Below are 15,748 nucleotides of genomic sequence, written 5' to 3'. Positions count from 1 at the left end.
GCGATTGCTGTAGCCGCGTAGGAGCAACTGTCTTGAAACTGCGTTGACTGCATCGCGACTAAAGTCGGCTCCTACCCCGTGCGTGGTAGGAGCCGGCCTTGGCCGCGATGCAGACGACGCGATCAGCGGGTTGCGCGCGTCCCCGTAGCAGCTGCCGCCAGGCGGCGTCCGGGTGCGCTGCGGTGTGCCGGAAACAGCGCGGCACCTTCGGACGCGGCCTATGGCCGCTGCTACGGGAGCGGTGTGTGCGATTGCTGTAGCCGCGTAGGAGCAACTGTCTTGAAACTGCGTTGACTGCATCGCGACTAAAGTCGGCTCCTACCCCGTGCGTGGTAGGAGCCGGCCTTGGCCGCGATGCAGACGACGCGATCAGCAGGTTGCGCGCGTCCCCGTAGCAGCTGCCGCAGGCGGCGTCCGGGTGCGGTGCGGTGTGCCGGGAACAGGGCGGTGCCTTGGACGCGGCCTGCGGCCGCTGCTACAGGGGCGGTGTGCGCGATTGCTGTAGCGGCTGCCGCCAGGCAGCGTCGGGATCACGCGGCGCCTTGCAGCCACGCTTGCAACCGCGCCACTGCCTGGGGCCGGGTGCTGTGCTCGTTCACCGCCAGGTAATAGCCGCGCCGGGTGGCGTAGCGGTGGGGCAGGGCCTGCACCAGGCGGCCGTCGGCCAGCAGGTCGGTGAGCATGTGCGGGCTGCCCAGGGCGATGCCGCGGCCTTCCAGGGTGGCGAGGATCTGCTGGGCGTGGTTGTTGAAGGCCAGGCGCGCAGGCGGCAGCGGGCCTCGCACCTGCATCTGGTCAAACCAGGCGGCCCAGTCGGCGACCGCCCAGTTGAAGCCGCGCCAGTGCTCGCGGTCAAGGTTCAGCAGGCGCTCGCCCAGCAGTTCTTGAGGCTCGTGCAGGGTGCGGCCCTGCAGGTAGGCGGGGCTGCACAGCGGCACCAGTTCCTCATCCATCAAATGGCTCAGGCGCACGCCGTGGCGCTGGCCGCCGTTGCCGCAGGTAATGGCCACGTCGACGTTTTCCGCGCGCAGGTCAATCTCGCGGTCGAAGGCAAACAGGCGCAGCGCCACTTGGGGGAATTCGCGCTGGAAGGCATCCAGGCGCGGCATCAGCCAGTAGGTGGCCATGCACACGGTGGCGGCGATGGTGATGGCGTCGCTGGCGTCGCCGCGGATCTCGGTGCTGGCCTGGGCGATGCGCTCAAGGCTCTCGTCCACCGCTTCGAACAAGCGCTGGCCGGCGTTGGTGAGGGTGACGTTGCGGTGGTTGCGGATGAACAGCGGGTTGGCCAGGTGCTCCTCCAGCTGGCGAATCTGCCGGCTCACGGCGGCCTGGGTGATGCACATCTCCTGCGCCGCCAGGGTAAAGCTCTGTAGCCGCGCGGCGGCCTCGAAGACCACCAGGGCGGTGAGGGGCGGCAGGCGTCGACGCAGTCTTTCCATAATCTTTTCTCATGGCAACCGGCAGTTTTAATCGATTGCAGGCGCGGCCCGGGATTTGCTTTGATCAACAAAAAACATAGCGCTGACTTCGACTGCCCAGGAAACCGTGACCTAACGTTGAGGAACAAGCCAATGCATCTGTATAGCCCAAAAGCTTATGCCAGGCTCGCCGCCTTGTTGCTGGCCGCCACCACCCTCATGGCCCACGCCGCCGACGCGCCCGCCCCCATACGCATCGGCTGGGTGAACTGGTCCGACACCGAAATCACCGCCAAGCTGGCCCAGACCGCCCTGGAAGACCACCTCAAGCAGCCGGTGAAGATGGTGCAGGCCGACATCGGCATCCAGTTCCAGGCCCTGGCCAACGGCAACATCGACCTGATTCCCATGGTGTGGCTGCCCAACACCCACAAGGACTACTGGGACAAGTACAAGGACCGCCTCGAAGACCTCGGCGTGCTGTACGAAGGCCGCATCGGCTGGGCGGTGCCCGACACCGTGCCGGCAAGCGAGGTGGCCAGCGTCGAGGACCTGAACAAGCCCGAGGTGCGCGCCAAGCTCGACGGCCGCATCCTCACCTCCGAGGCCGGCAACGGCCAGTACAAGCTGTCGCTCAAGGCCATCGACGCCTACCACCTGGCCGGCTACAAGCTGGTGGCCTCGTCCGAGACCGGCATGCTCACCGAGATGGACCGTGGCCTGCGCCGCGGCCAGTGGGCGGTGATCAATGCCTGGAACCCGCACTGGATGTTCTCCAAATGGAAGCTGCGCTATCTAGCCGAACCCAAGGGCATTTTCGGCGGCGCCGAGCAGATCCACGCCGTGGCGCGCAAGGGCTTCAGTCAGCAGCACCCGCAGGTAGCGTACTTCTTCGCCCATTACTCGATGCCCCTGGCCGAGCTGCAGGGCCTGATGCTCAAGGCCCGTGACAGCGGCACCGACCGCGTGGTGGCCGACTATTACGCCGCCAACAAACCCCGTTTCGACGCCATGTTCGACCAGGCGGCGCAGACCGCCAGCAGCACCCAGCCCTGATCCCGCCGCCATCGATGAGGATGCCCCATGGCCAGCGCCAACGATCCGCTGTTGCAACCCTTTGCCCTCAAACACCTGCACCTGCGCAACCGCGTGGTCAGCACCTCCCACGAACCGGCCTATTCGGAAGACGGCATGCCGCGCCAGCGCTACCGTCTCTACCATGAGGAAAAGGCCAAGGGTGGCGTGGCCCTGACCATGATCGGCGGCTCGTCGATCGTCGCCGCCGACAGCCCACCGGCCTTTGGCAACCTGCACCTGTACAAGGACGAAGTGGTGCCATGGCTGGCGGAACTGGCCGACGGCGTGCACCAGCACGGCAGCGCGGTGATGTGCCAGCTGTCGCACCTGGGCTGGCGCGCCAGCAACTTCACCGATGACTGGCTGCCGCTGATGTGGCCCCAGCGCGGCCGCGAGCACTCGCACCGCAGCTTCGCCAAGCAGATGGAGGACTTCGACATCGCCCGCATCGTTCGCCAGTACGCCGACGCCGCCGAGCGCTGCAAGGCCGCCGGCCTGGATGGCGTGGAGATCGAAGCCTACGGCCACCTGTTCGACGCGTTCTGGAGCCCCGGCAACCTTCGCGACGACGGCTACGGCGGCGGCCTGGAAGGGCGCCTGCGTTTTCCCCTGGAGGTGCTGGCAGCCATGCGCAAGGCGGTCGGGCCGCAGTTCATCATCGGCGTGCGCATGGCGGTGGAGGAGGACATGCCTGGCGGCCTGGGCCAGGAAGAGGGCCTGACCATCGCCCGTACCCTGGCCGACCACGGCATGGACTTCGTCAGCGTGATCAAGGGCCGCATCGACAGCGGCGAGGCCCTGGCGCGGGTGATCCCCGGCATGGGTACCCCGGCCGGTCCGCACCTGGAACTGGCCGGCGCCGTACGCCGCGCCGTGCCGGTGCCAGTGATGCATGCGGCGCGCATCAGCGACGTCGCCACCGCCCGCCACGCCCTGCGCGAAGGCCTGGTGGACCTGGTAGGGCTGACCCGCCCGCACATGGCCGACCCGCACCTGCTGGCCAAGGTGGCCGCCGGCCAGGAAGAACGCATCCGCCCCTGCGTGGGCGCCAGCTACTGCATCGACCGCATCTACATTTCCGGCGAAGCCCACTGCATCCACAACCCGGCCACCGGCCGCGAGGCACGCATTCCCCAGGTCACGCCACCCAGCACCACGCCAGGCCGCCACGTGGTGGTGGTTGGCGCCGGCCCCGCGGGGCTTGAAGCCGCGCGGGTATGCGCCGAGCGTGGCCACCGCGTCAGCGTGCTGGAAGCCGGCGACCAGGCCGGCGGCCAGGTGCGCGTGGCCGCCATGCCGCTGCGCCGCCGCGAGCTGATCGGCGTGGTCGACTGGCGCCTGGCCGAGTGCGAGCGGCTGGGGGTGAGCATTCGCTACAACTGCTACGCCGAGGCCAACGACGTGCTGGCCCTGGCCCCGGACGTGGTCATTATCGCCACCGGCGGCGTGCCCGACTGTGAGTTCCTTGAGCACGGCAGCGAACTGGTGCGCAGCAGCTGGGACGTGCTGACCGGCGACTGCAAGCCCCAGGGGGAGGTGCTGGTGTTCGACGGCAACGGCGCGCACCAGGCCCTGAGCTGCACCGAGGTGCTGGCGCAGCAGCCCGGCGTGCACGTGCAGTTCGTCACTGGCGAAGCCATGCTCGGCCCGGACGTGGGCGGCCTGAACATGCCGGCCTACCTGAAGGTGTTCGTCGAGCACAACGTGCAGCAGACCTTCAGCCAGCGCCTGGTGGCCGTGCGCGCCGAAGGCGGCCGCCGCGTGGCGCGGCTGTGGTGCGAAGCCACGCGCCACCACTACGAACGGGTGGTGGACCACGTGGTGGTGGAGCACGGCACCCTGCCGTTGGACGACCTGTACTTCGCCCTGAAAGCGCAGTCACGCAACCGTGGCGAGCTGGACCAACAGGCGTTCATCGACGTGCGCGAGCAGGCGTTGGTGGCCAACGCTGACGGCCGCTTCCAGCTGTTCCGCATAGGCGATGCCGTGGCCAGCCGCGACATCCACGCTGCCATCTACGATGGCCTGCGGCTGTCGCTGGCGCTGTGATACCTGTGGCCGCTGGCGCCAGCCGAATTCACTGGAGATCTCCAGCGTGGCTGAGGGCCAGCGCAGCCTGCGGCAGCGACTACACTAAGCGCATTTGCGGAGCACCTGCCATGAGTCTCTCACCCTTTCACCTGGCCATCCCCGTCCACGACCTGGCCGCCGCCCGCGCTTTCTACGGCGAGGTCTTCGGCCTTGAAGAAGGGCGCTCAAGCGCCCAATGGGTCGACTTCAATTTCTACGGCCACCAGTTGGTCATTCACCTGCACCCCAGGACCGACGCTCAGGCCAATGTGCACAGCAACCCCGTGGACGGCCACGACGTGCCAGTGCCGCACTTCGGCATCGTGCTGCGCTGGGAAGAGTGGGAGGCGCTGGCGGCGCGCCTGAAATCCTTCGGGATAGCCTTTGTGATCGAACCGTACATTCGCTTCCAGGGGCAGGTGGGGGAGCAGGCGACGATGTTCCTGTTTGACCCGTGCGGGAATGCATTGGAGTTCAAGGCGTTCAAGGACATGGGCCAGTTATTCGCCAAATAAACCGGTTGGTGCTGATTTATGGTGGGGTGATAGCAAAACTGTAACAATTAGTTGATAGGATCCAAGCCCCTTTTTTCAGCGGAACAATGGACTGATGCGTCGTGTGGTGTTCAATCAAAAAGGTGGCGTTGGCAAGTCGAGCATCGCCTGCAATCTCGCCGCAGTCAGTGCCGCCGAGGGCTACAAGACGCTGCTGGTGGACCTGGACCCCCAGGCCAACTCCACGCATTACCTGACCGGGTGCGTGGGCGAGGCGATTCCCATGGGGATCGCCGATTTCTTCAAGCACACCCTGTACCCGGGCGGGTCGGGCAAGAAGTACAAGGTGGCGATCACGCCGACGCGCTATGACAACCTCGACGTGATCACGGCTTCGCCCGAGCTGGCCGACCTGCAGGCCAAGCTGGAGGCCAAGTTCAAGATCAACAAGCTGCGCAAGCTGCTGGTGGACTTGTCCGAGGACTACGAGCGCATCTACATCGACACGCCGCCGGCGCTGAATTTCTACACCTTCAGCGCGCTGATCGCGGCGCAGCGGGTGTTGATTCCGTTCGACTGCGACCTGTTCTCGCGCCAGGCGCTTTACAACGTGGTGGCCCAGGTGGCCGAGCTGCGCGCCGACCACAACGAGACGCTGGTGGTGGAGGGCGTGGTGGTGAACCAGTTCGAGAGCCGCACCAGCCTGCACCAGACGCTCGTGGACGAGCTGATTCAGGAAGGCCTGCCGATGCTGCCGGTGTACCTGAGCAGCACGGTGAAGATGCGCGAGTCCCACGAGGCCGGCGTGCCGATGATTCACCTGGCGCCGCGGCACAAGCTGGCGGTGCAGTTCCAGGAGTTACTGGCGACGCTGGAGCGTGCGGCCTGACATTGTCCAGGCCGCGGCTTCAGTGACGCAGCCTGGCGGCAGCTGCTACGGGGTGACCGGCGCGCATTTGAGCAGCGCGCCGCTGCGCAGCTGCTCGGTCACGCTGACGATGTCGGCGTAGAACGCCCGGTCCTGCTCGGCTACCGGCACCACGCTGCGCACCAGGTCGTACACCGCGCGGGTGGCGCTGCCGGCCTTGTCCACGGCGTGGAAGTCCAGGGCCTGGCAGCCGACCAACACCTCGATGGCCAGCACCGACTCCAGTTTCTGCGACACCTTGTAGGCCTTCATCGCCGCGTTGTAGGCGAAGCTGACCGGGTCTTCCTGGTTGCCGCAGGTCGACACACTGTCCACCGACGCCGGGTGCGACAGCACTTTCATTTCCCCCAGCAGGCCGGCGGCGGTGTACTGGATGATCATGTAACCGCTGTTGAGCCCCGGTTGGCGCACCAGGAAGGCGGGCATTTCGCTGAAGTGCGAGTTGACCATGCGGTCGGTGCGCCGCTCGGAGAATTTGGCCAGGTTGGTCATGGCCACGCACAGGGTGTCGGTGGCCATGCCCACGTAGGAACCGTCGAAGTTGGCGCCGGAAATGGCCACGCCGTCGCCGTTGCCGGTGGGGTAGATCACCGGGTTGTCGCCGCTGGAGCACAGCTCGGCCTCCAGGGCCTGGCGGGCGAACTCGATGAACTGCTTCACGGCGCCGTGCACCTGGGGGATGGCGCGCAGGCTGTAGAAGTCCTGCAGGCGGTGGTCGATGTTGTCGGCAGCCAGTTGGCTGTCGGCCAGCAGCGCGCAGAGGGTGCGCGCAGTCTGCGCCTGCAACGGGTGGGCCTTGACCGAGTGGTAGCGCGGGTCATAGGCGCGCACGGTGCCGCGCAGGGCTTCCACCGACAGCGCCGCGGCCAGGTCGGCGACGCGCGCGGCCTGGGTGGCGTTGTACAGCGCCAGCAGGCCCAGGGCGGTGACCGAGGTGGTGCCGTTGAGCATCGCCAGGCCTTCCTTGGTGTGCAGCTGCGTGGGGCACAGGCCCACCTGGCGCAGGGCCTCGCCGCCATCCAGCCATTCACCGTCGGCCACCCGCGCGCGGCCTTCGCCCAGCAGCACCAGGGCGATGTGGCCTTCCACGGCCAGGTAGCCCACCGACCCTTCGCCGGGGGCGAACGGCATCACGTCGTGGTTGAGCACGCCGGCAATCAGCTCCAGCAGTTCCAGGCGCACGCCGGAAAAGCCCTTGCCCAGGCTGACCAGCATCATCAGCGCCACGGCGCGCACCTGCTCGCGGTTCAACGGCTCGCCCACGGCCACGGCGTGGGAGCGGACAATGTTGGTCTGCAGGGTGCGGGCGTCCTCGGGGGCGATGACGTGGCGCACGTTGTCGCCGAAGCCGGTGGTCACGCCGTAGACCAGGCGGTTCTCTTCAAGGAAGCGGTGCACCAGCTGGCACGAGGCGTTGACGCGCGCCTTGTAGGCATCGCTGAACGCCACCGTGGCGCCATGGCGGGCCACGGCGACGAAGGCATCGAGGCTGAGGTCGGTGTCGCCCAGCACCACGTGCTGGATCGGGTCGGGATAGCGGTTCATCAGTCACTCCACCTGGCAAATGGCCCCCGTCGTGGGGGATGGGAATAGCCTACGGGGCGGAGTCAGTGAAGATAAGATGGCTAAAACTGCGCCGTTGTTTAGAATACCTAAACGATTGAAGGAGGCGCCGATGACGCCATTGCCACCCTTGCGGGCCATGGAAATATTCGAAGCGGTGGGCCACTGCGGCGGCATCACCCAGGCAGCGCGGCGCCTGGGGATTTCCACCGGCGCGGTCAGCCAGCAGATGAAGCTGCTGGAGCAGGCGCTGGGCATCAGCCTGACGGTAAAAGTCGGGCAGCGCCTGCAACTGAGCCCCAACGGCCAGCGCTTTCATGCGCGTTGCAGCGCGGCGTTCGAGACCCTGCGCCTGGGCGTCGACGAAGCCCACCGCGCGCGCGACCCGCACAGCCTGTCGATCAGTGGGCTGCCGTCGCTGCTGGCGAAGTGGCTGGCGCCGTTGATGCCGGAATGGGAGCAGCAGCACCCAGGGGTAAGCGTGTACCTGGACAGCACCCTGAACGAAGACCTGCTGGCCGACGGCGTGGATTTTCGCATTGGTTATGGCGACAGCCCGCAGCCCGGCGAGCATGCCGCGGTGCTGTTCCACGACTGCGTGGTGCCGGTGTGCGCGGCCAGCCTGTGCGGCCCCTGCGCGACGCCGGCGGCGCTGGCGCGGTTGCCGTTGATCCGGGTCGACTCACGGCCCAAGTTCGACTCGCCGCCGTCCTGGGAGAGCTGGTTCGCCAGCGCCGGCGTGGTCGTCGAGCAGCCGTTGCGGCAACCACGCACCTATTCCTCCACCAGCCTGGCCATCGACGCGGCGCTGCTGGGGCAGGGGGTGGTGCTGGCGCCTTATGCCATGGTCAGCGGGCTGCTGGCGTGCCAGCAATTGCTGATGCCCTACGCCCATGCGCTGCCCCTGGCGGCGGCGTATCAGCTGCGCTGGAGCAGCGATGCCTTCAACAAGCCCCAGTGCCGCAGCTTCCACCGCTGGCTGGTGGCCAAGGGCAAGGCCCAACAGGCGCCCCACATCCCGTAGCAGCGGCCCCAAGGCCGCGTCCCGGGAACCCGCGCGGTTTATCTGATGCACCGCGTGAAGCGGACGCAGCCTTCGGCAGCTGCTACGGGGTCAGGCCAGCGGCCAGCCGTCGACGCGTTTGCTGCGCGGCGTGGCGTAGGTGCGCACCTTGGAGGTGCTCAGCCCCAGCCGCACCAGCGACTCGGCCAGGGTCACGGCGGCGGTCACGCCGTCCACCACCGGCACGCCGGTGGCTTCGCGAATCAGCTCATCGAGCCCGGCCATGCCACCGCAGCCCAGGCAGATCACCTCGGCCTTGTCGTCACGCACCGCCTGTTCGGCCTGGGCGACGATGGCGGCCACCGCGCGGGCCGGGTCTTCTTCCAGCTCCAGCACCGCCACGCCGCTGGCGCGCACCGAGGCGCAGCGCTGGTACAGGCCGGCCAGGCGCAGGCGGTCCTGGATCAGCGGCACGGTGCGGTCCAGGGTGGTGACCACCGAGTAGGCGTGGCCCAGCAGCATGGCCAGGCTGGCGGCGGCTTCGGTGATGTCCACCACCGGCACGTTCAGCAGCTCCTGCAGGCCCTCGCGGCCGTGCTCGCCGTAGCCGGCCTGGATGACCGCGTCGAACGGCTGGTCGTAGCGCATCACCGCGTCCATCACGCCGATGGCGGCCATGTAGCTTTCGAAGTTGCCCTCCACCGACTCGGCGCCGAAGCGCGGCGTCAGGCCGACGATCTCGGTGCCCGGTGCGGCCACGCTGCGCGCCTGCTCGGCGATGGTGGCGGTGATGGATTCGGTGGTGTTGACGTTGACGACAAGGATACGCATGGAGGACCTCATTGGCAGGAATCAGTGGCTGGCGTTGTCGACGGCGATGCACTCGCCGCTGACGTCGGCGAACGCCTGGTGACGGTCGCTGATCAGCAGGTAGACGGCCGCGGCGATGGTGGCGCCGAACAGCCAGGAGAACGCCGACACGGTGGCGAACGCCGGCACCAGCGCCAGCACGATGGCGATGATCGCGGCCGGCAGCACCGCGGCCACGGCGCGCGGGTTGATGCCGCGGCGGTAGTGGTAGGCGCCGTCGCTGGCTTCGGTGTACAGCTGCGGCACGTTGATCCTGCCGCGGCGCAGCAGCCAGTAGTCGGCGCTGATGATGCCGTACAGCGGGCCCAGCAGGGCGCCCAGGCCGGCCAGGAAGTACTGGATCACCACCGGGCTGTTGTACAGGTTCCACGGCAGGATCAGCACCGCCACCGCGGCGCTGATCATGCCGGCGCGGCGGAAGGTCAGCAGGCGTGGCGCCAGGTTGCTGAGCACGAAGGCCGGGGCGACGAAGTTGGCCATGATGTTCACCGCCACGGTGACGATCAGCAGCGCCAGGCAGCCCAGCACCAGGAACGCGGTGTGGGGGATGGCCTGGATGATCTGCGTGGGGTTTTCGATGGTCTGGCCGTCGATGGAGAACTGCGCGCCGCAGAGCAGCACCGTCACCACGGCGAAGGCGAGGATGTTCACCGGCAGGCCCCAGAAGTTGCCCACGCGGATGCAGCGCCGGGACGGCGCCGAGCGGGCGAAGTCGCAGAAATTGAGGATCAGCGTGCCGTAGATCGCCAGCCACAACGCGCCCCCGGCGAAGATGCCGCGCCACATGGCGGCGCCCTGCAGCGGCTCGCGGATGGCCCAGCTGATGTGGCCGCCCACGCGGCTGTACATCCACGCCGCCAGCGCGGTCATGGTCAGCAGGATCACCGGCCCGGCGAACGCTTCGTAGCGGCGTACGGTTTCCATGCCATAGGCGAGGATCACCAGCTGCACCAGCCAGATGCTGATGAAGCAGCCCCAGCCCAGGCTCGACAGGCCCAGCAGCAGGTTGTGGTCGTAGGCGGCCAGGCTCGGCACCAGGGCCGTGGCCAGCACCTTGAGCACCACCGAGGCCAGGTAAGTCTGGATGCCGAACCAGGCGATGGCGATGACCGCGCGCACCAGCGCCGGCAGCTGCGCGCCATGAATGCCGAAGCTGATGCGGCTGATGACCGGGAACGGCACCCCGGTCTTCTGACCTATGTAGCCGGACAGGTTCATGAAGCCATACACCAGCGCCGCGCCAATCAGCAGCGACAACAGGATCTGCCAGCCGCCCAGGCCCATGGCGTACAGGCCCATGGCGAAGGAGTAGTTGGCGATGTTGTGCACGTCGTTGGCCCACAGCGAGAAAATGCTGTAGCCGCCCCAGCGCCGGCCTTCCTGGCGGGTGGGGGCCAGGTCACGGTTGTGCAGGCGCGGGCTGAGGGCCGGCACCTCATGGTCACGCAGGTGTGCGGGGGCTAATTCGGCTAGGGAGGACTCGGCAGGGCTGTTCAGCTGCATCGGTAGGGCTCCACGTTATTGTATTTATGTATACAAGTTGGTGGTTCAGGTAAGCCAGTTTTGTGCCAGTTGTGTGAACTGTTTTTTCAATGGTCTTGTTCGTAGCGCTACAGAGGGTTGATTTGCAAGGAAACATGGGGGTTTGGTGGGAACAGCAGGCAGGGAAATCATGCCCAAACGGTCAGGAAAATATTGTATACAATCGTGTTACCCATGGTGACAGGGTGGCTGTCCACAACCGCTGCGCCCCTGATCAGGGCGACGGTTCCCCATTTTGGGGCGATTGGTAACTGGGCGCGTCCTGGCCCCCCAACTAAACCTTCCCAGCAGCCTGTAGTCAGTCTTTCTATAGGCCCACCCCGGGCCCCGCAGGAGGTGCAGCATGGCTCGAGCCATCTGGAAAGGCGCCATCAGCTTCGGCCTGGTGCACATCCCCGTGGCGCTGACCACGGCCGTGTCCAGCGAGCGCATCGATTTCGACTGGCTGGACAAGCGCAGCATGGACCCGGTGGGCTACAAGCGCATCAACAAGGTCACCGGCAAGGACATCGACAAGGACAACATCGTCAAGGGCGTGGAATACGAGAAAGGCCGCTACGTGGTGATCAGCGAGGAGGAGATCCGCAAGGCGCGCCCGGAAGCCACCCAGACCATCGATATCTTCTCGTTCGTGACCGCCGGCGAAATCCCCCTTCAGGCCTTCGAGACCCCGTACTACCTGGCTCCGGACAAGCGCGGCGGCAAGGTCTACGCACTGCTGCGCCAAACCCTGGACAGCACCGGCAAGGTGGCCCTGGCGCGGGTGGTGCTGCACACCCAGCAGCATCTGGCGCTGATCCGCCCGCTGGAGGACGCGCTGGTGATGATCACCCTGCGCTGGCCGAGCCAGGTGCGTGGGCTGGAAGGGCTGGAGCTGGACAGCAGTGTCACCGGGGCGAAGATCGACAAGCGTGAACTGCAGATGGCCAAGCGCCTGGTGGAGGACATGAGCGGCAGCTGGACGCCCGAGGAGTACCAGGACGACTTCAAGCAGACCATCATGGACCTGGTGGAAGAGAAGGCCAGCAAGGGCAAGATCGCCACCGTGACCTCGGTGGACGAGCAGGGCGAACAGAAGGGCGCGGATATCCTCGACCTGACCGACCTGCTCAAGCGCAGCCTGGCGGGGAAAAAACCGGCGCCCAAACGCGCCAGCAAAAAAGCCTCCTGATAGCTACGTCCGACATTACATCGGGTTGCCTGCATCGCGACTAAAGTCGGCTCCTACGCCGTCCGTGGTAGGAGCCGACTTTAGTCGCGATGCAGGCGACGCGGTTGCCAGTGAAAATCGGCGGGAAGTTCGCCCGGGGTGGTTTGCAGGTTCTTGTCCAGTTTCAGCAGCGCCAGCAAGCGCCGCGCGTCGTAGGGCGCGCGCACCTTGATGTCGTTGTCGAAGTAGCAGAACACCTCCCGCGCGGTGGCCTTGGGCGGCGCTTGGTGGGCCTCGATCAGCTCGGCATCCCCCGGTTGCGCGCCGCGCTTCCAGGCCATGATGCGCTTGCGCCATTGCTCCAGCGCCGAGTCCGAATAGCCGCTGGCGTAGAGCTGCTTGTCACCGTGCAGGCGCAGGTAAATGAAGTCGCTGGTCACGTCCTGCACCCGCGGCCATTTACGCGCCGCGTCGGCCACCACCAAGGCCACGTCGTGCTTGCGCAGCAGGGCGACGAAGGCGGGGTCGACGAAGCTCTCGTGGCGAATCTCGATGGCGTGGCGCAGGCGTTGTTGCGGGCTGCCGTCCAGGTAACCCGGGCGTTGCAGGCGTTCGGCACAGTGGCGGGCCTGGTCGAGCAACTGTTTGCCGGTGCGCGGCAGCTGCGCCATGAAGGCGTCGAACAGCCCGGCGTCGAAACGCAGGTTGGGCGGGAACTGCCACAGCATCGGCCCTAGCCGGTCGCCCAGTGACAACGGCCCGGACGCGAAGAAATTGGCCAGGGCCTCGTCGATGTCGTGCAGGCGTTTGGTGTGGGTGATGTAGCGCGGGCCCTTGACGCTGAACAGGAAACCCTCGGGCGTCTCGGCGGCCCATTGGGCGAAGCGCTCGGGCCGTTGCAGGGCGTAGAAGGTGCCGTTGATCTCGATGCTGCTGACGGCGCGGGAGGCGAAGTGCAGTTCGTCCTTCTGCTTCAGGCCTTCGGGGTAGAAGTCGCCGCGCCACGGCGTGTAGCGCCAGCCGGAAATGCCAATGTGCACCGTCGCCTTGGCCATCAGTGCACACCCAGGCGCTTGCGCAAGGCCGCGGTGATCGACTGCTTGGTGCTGGCGTAGTCGGCCCAGGGGTCATCAAGGTCGGCCAGGCGCTCGGCCAGGTTGAACAGGGTCCACTGGTTGGCGCCCTTGAGCGCGGTGAGTTCGTCGCGGCGGATAGGCACCGACACCGGCAGGCCTTCCCGGGCGCGTACCGAGTAGGCGCAGGCGGTGGTGGCGCCGCGGGTGTTGCGCAAATAGTCGATGAAGATCCGCCCCACGCGGTTCTTCGGCCCTGACACGGCGGTGAGGCGGTCGGGCAGCAGGTCGGCCAGGTGCTTGACGATGGCGTGGCTGAACTCCTTCACCTCATCCCAGCCAGCGCGACGGGTCAGCGGCACGACGATGTGCATGCCCTTGCCGCCACTGGTCTTGAGAAAGGCGGCCAGGCCCAGTTCGTCCAGCAGGGTCAGGGTCAGCTGGGTGGCTTCGAGCATGCTTTTCCACGGCAGCGCCGGGTCCGGGTCAAGGTCGAGGATGAAACGGTCGGGTTTGTCGTAGTTGGCGCGGGTGGTGTTCCAGGTGTGCAGCTCCAGGGTGTTCATCTGCACCGCACCCAGCAGCGCGTCGGCGCGGTTGATGATGATCACCGACTGCCCGGCAGCCTCGTCGCTGACCAGGCCGGGGATGTCCAGGTGCCCGGCGTTCTTCTGGAAGAACAGCTCGCCGGCCAGGCCTTCCGGGGCGCGTACCAGGGCCACGGGGCGGTCCTTGAGGTGCGGCGCGATCCACGGTGCCACCTGGGCGTAGTACTCGGCGAGGTCGCGCTTGGTGGCGCCGCTGCTGGCGTCGATGACGCGGTCGGGGTGGGTCAGGCGCAGGGTGTCGCGGCTGGCGGCGGTGCGGGTTTTAACCTTGGCGGCTGTCACGGGTTTCTCCTGGGCAATGGCCTTGGCCGGCTTGTCGTCGCGCAGGCCATGGAACACCGAGTGGCGCACCACGCCGTCGCGGGTCATCTGCGCGTAGGCGACCTCGGCCAGCAGCTGCGGCTTGAGCCAGTGCACGTCGCGGGCCTGGACGCCGGTGGGGGCGTTGCTGACCTGCGGCTTGCCGGTGGCCAGCGGCTTCAGGCGCTGGAGGATGCTGGCCAGGGTGGCGGCGTTGAAGCCGGTGCCGACCTTGCCGGCGTAGCGCAGCTCACCGCTGTCGGCGTCATGCAGGCCCAGCAGCAGCGCGCCGAAACCGCTGCGGCTGCCCTTGGGGTCGGTGTAGCCGACGATCACGAACTCCTGGCGCTGCTTGCACTTGAGCTTGATCCAGTCGCTGCTGCGCTTGCCGTTGTAGAGGCTGCCCAGGCGTTTGCCAATCAGGCCTTCCATGTCCATCTGGCAGGCGCTGGCCAGCAGGGATTCGACCGGCTGGTCGAAATCGCTGGAGTAGCGCAGCTGCGGCGCCTGGTTGGGTTCCAGCAGCGCAGCCAGGGCGGCGCGGCGCTCCTGCAGCGGGCACTGGCGCAGGTCGTGGCCGTTGAGGTAGGGCACATCGAACAGGTAATAGACGATGGCCTCGTCGCTGCCGTCGTCGAAGGCGTTCTGCAGGGCTTGGAAGTCGGACACGCCGTCGGCGTTGGCCACCACCATCTCGCCGTCCAGCCACGCCGATTGCAGGCCCAAGGCGGCCAGGGCCTTGGCCTGGCTGGGCATTTTCGCGGTCCAGTCCTTGCCGTTGCGCGTGAACAGGGTGACCTTGGCGCCGTCGATGCGCGCCATCACCCGGTAGCCGTCGAACTTGATCTCGTACAGCCAGTCGCCGCTGGGCGGTGACTCGATCAGCGTCGCCAGTTGCGGGGTGAGGGTGGCGGGCAGGGCAGCTTTGGGCGCGTGGCTCAGCGCAGCCTTGGGCTTTTTCGCCGGCTTGGCTGGCTTTTTGGGCGCCTTGGGAATCAGCGTACGGTCACTGAGCACGCTGTCGGGGGCGGCCTGGACGATGTCGAATTCGGCTTCCGGGCGGGCCTCGGCGTCCGCCGACTTGATCAGCAGCCACTGTTCTTTCTTGCCGGCCAGGTGGGTGCGAAACAGGTTCCAGATGCCTGACAGCTTTTCGCCTTGCAGGCGAAAGCGCAGCTTGCCCTTTTCGTAGCTTTGCTGCGGGTCGCCCTCGGGAATCCACACGCCGCGGTCCCACACGATCACATCGCCGGCGCCGTAGTGCCCTTCGGGGATATGCCCTTCGAAACTGGCGTAGTCCAGCGGGTGGTCTTCCACATGCACCGCCAGGCGCCGCACCTTCGGGTCCAGCGACGGGCCCTTGGGCAGCGCCCAGCTCTTCAGGGTGCCGTCCAGTTCCAGGCGGAAGTCGTAGTGCAGGTGGCTGGCGTCGTGCTTCTGGATGCAGAACTGCAGCGCATGGCCCTTGCTGCGCCGGGTGGCCTTGCCGCTGGGCTCGGGGGTGGCGTCGAAGTTACGCTTGCGCTGGTAGTGTTCGAGCGGTCTGGCCATGGCGAGGGATCCGGCGCTGTACAGGTATTACCCAGTCGGAGCGGCAGGCCAAGGGAGAGTTCAATGCATATGACGGGCGTTAACGTTCAACGGTGCCT

General features: G+C 66.8%; 12 protein-coding genes. 6 read left to right on the top strand and 6 right to left on the bottom strand.

Annotated features, from left to right (window positions below; all coding sequences use genetic code 11):
- Positions 1-530: 530 nt before the first annotated feature.
- The gene (locus AC0Z2B_RS22495; protein WP_476299554.1) at positions 531-1,442 is read right to left on the bottom strand and encodes a LysR substrate-binding domain-containing protein; all 912 of its coding nucleotides are present in this window, start codon (positions 1,440-1,442) and stop codon (positions 531-533) included.
- A gap of 132 nt (positions 1,443-1,574) precedes the next feature.
- Between AC0Z2B_RS22495 and AC0Z2B_RS22490 the strand changes: the two genes are divergently transcribed.
- The 4 genes from AC0Z2B_RS22490 to AC0Z2B_RS22475 all read left to right on the top strand — a co-directional run bounded on the left by AC0Z2B_RS22490 (position 1,575) and on the right by AC0Z2B_RS22475 (position 5,951).
- A complete protein-coding gene (locus tag AC0Z2B_RS22490; RefSeq protein ID WP_476299552.1) occupies positions 1,575-2,477 on the top strand; it encodes a glycine betaine ABC transporter substrate-binding protein in 903 nt (300 codons plus the stop codon).
- A gap of 27 nt (positions 2,478-2,504) precedes the next feature.
- Positions 2,505-4,547, top strand: a complete 2,043-nt coding sequence (locus AC0Z2B_RS22485; RefSeq protein WP_476299550.1) for an oxidoreductase — start codon at positions 2,505-2,507, stop codon at positions 4,545-4,547.
- A 110-nt stretch (positions 4,548-4,657) separates the two neighbouring features.
- Positions 4,658-5,083, top strand: a complete 426-nt coding sequence (locus tag AC0Z2B_RS22480; RefSeq protein WP_476299548.1) for a VOC family protein — start codon at positions 4,658-4,660, stop codon at positions 5,081-5,083.
- A gap of 94 nt (positions 5,084-5,177) precedes the next feature.
- Positions 5,178-5,951: a ParA family protein gene (locus tag AC0Z2B_RS22475; protein WP_416423919.1), complete on the top strand. Its 774-nt coding sequence runs from the start codon at positions 5,178-5,180 to the stop codon at positions 5,949-5,951.
- Positions 5,952-5,996: 45 nt separating this feature from the next.
- Here the strand turns inward: AC0Z2B_RS22475 and AC0Z2B_RS22470 are convergent, their stop codons facing one another.
- Positions 5,997-7,535 (bottom strand): HAL/PAL/TAL family ammonia-lyase, encoded by a 1,539-nt coding sequence (locus AC0Z2B_RS22470; protein WP_476299547.1) that lies wholly within the window; start codon positions 7,533-7,535, stop codon positions 5,997-5,999.
- Positions 7,536-7,665: 130 nt separating this feature from the next.
- Between AC0Z2B_RS22470 and AC0Z2B_RS22465 the strand changes: the two genes are divergently transcribed.
- Positions 7,666-8,577: a LysR substrate-binding domain-containing protein gene (locus AC0Z2B_RS22465; protein WP_476299545.1), complete on the top strand. Its 912-nt coding sequence runs from the start codon at positions 7,666-7,668 to the stop codon at positions 8,575-8,577.
- Between the two features lie 90 nt (positions 8,578-8,667).
- Here AC0Z2B_RS22465 and AC0Z2B_RS22460 read toward each other — a convergent pair whose 3' ends face one another.
- Both AC0Z2B_RS22460 and AC0Z2B_RS22455 read right to left on the bottom strand, forming a co-directional pair.
- On the bottom strand, positions 8,668-9,387 hold the full coding sequence (locus tag AC0Z2B_RS22460) for an aspartate/glutamate racemase family protein (protein ID WP_476299544.1): 720 nt from the start codon (positions 9,385-9,387) through the stop codon (positions 8,668-8,670).
- A gap of 21 nt (positions 9,388-9,408) precedes the next feature.
- Positions 9,409-10,929, bottom strand: a complete 1,521-nt coding sequence (locus tag AC0Z2B_RS22455; protein ID WP_476299542.1) for an NCS1 family nucleobase:cation symporter-1 — start codon at positions 10,927-10,929, stop codon at positions 9,409-9,411.
- Positions 10,930-11,311: 382 nt separating this feature from the next.
- On the opposite strand from AC0Z2B_RS22455, the gene ku reads away from it, so the two are divergent.
- Positions 11,312-12,139, top strand: coding sequence for a non-homologous end joining protein Ku (gene ku / locus AC0Z2B_RS22450; protein WP_476299540.1), 828 nt, complete (start codon positions 11,312-11,314; stop codon positions 12,137-12,139).
- An 80-nt stretch (positions 12,140-12,219) separates the two neighbouring features.
- Here the strand turns inward: ku and AC0Z2B_RS22445 are convergent, their stop codons facing one another.
- Positions 12,220-13,176, bottom strand: coding sequence for a DUF72 domain-containing protein (locus AC0Z2B_RS22445; protein WP_476299556.1), 957 nt, complete (start codon positions 13,174-13,176; stop codon positions 12,220-12,222).
- On the bottom strand, positions 13,173-15,650 hold the full coding sequence (gene ligD / locus AC0Z2B_RS22440) for a DNA ligase D (RefSeq protein ID WP_476299538.1): 2,478 nt from the start codon (positions 15,648-15,650) through the stop codon (positions 13,173-13,175). The genes AC0Z2B_RS22445 and ligD overlap by 4 nt, the downstream gene beginning before the upstream one ends.
- Positions 15,651-15,748 lie beyond the last annotated feature (98 nt).

The sequence above is a fragment of the Pseudomonas sp. GYB4201 genome, assembly GCF_056312595.1.
The sequence above is the reverse complement of the archived record's forward strand: the minus strand, read 5'-3'. Positions and strand labels throughout refer to the sequence as shown.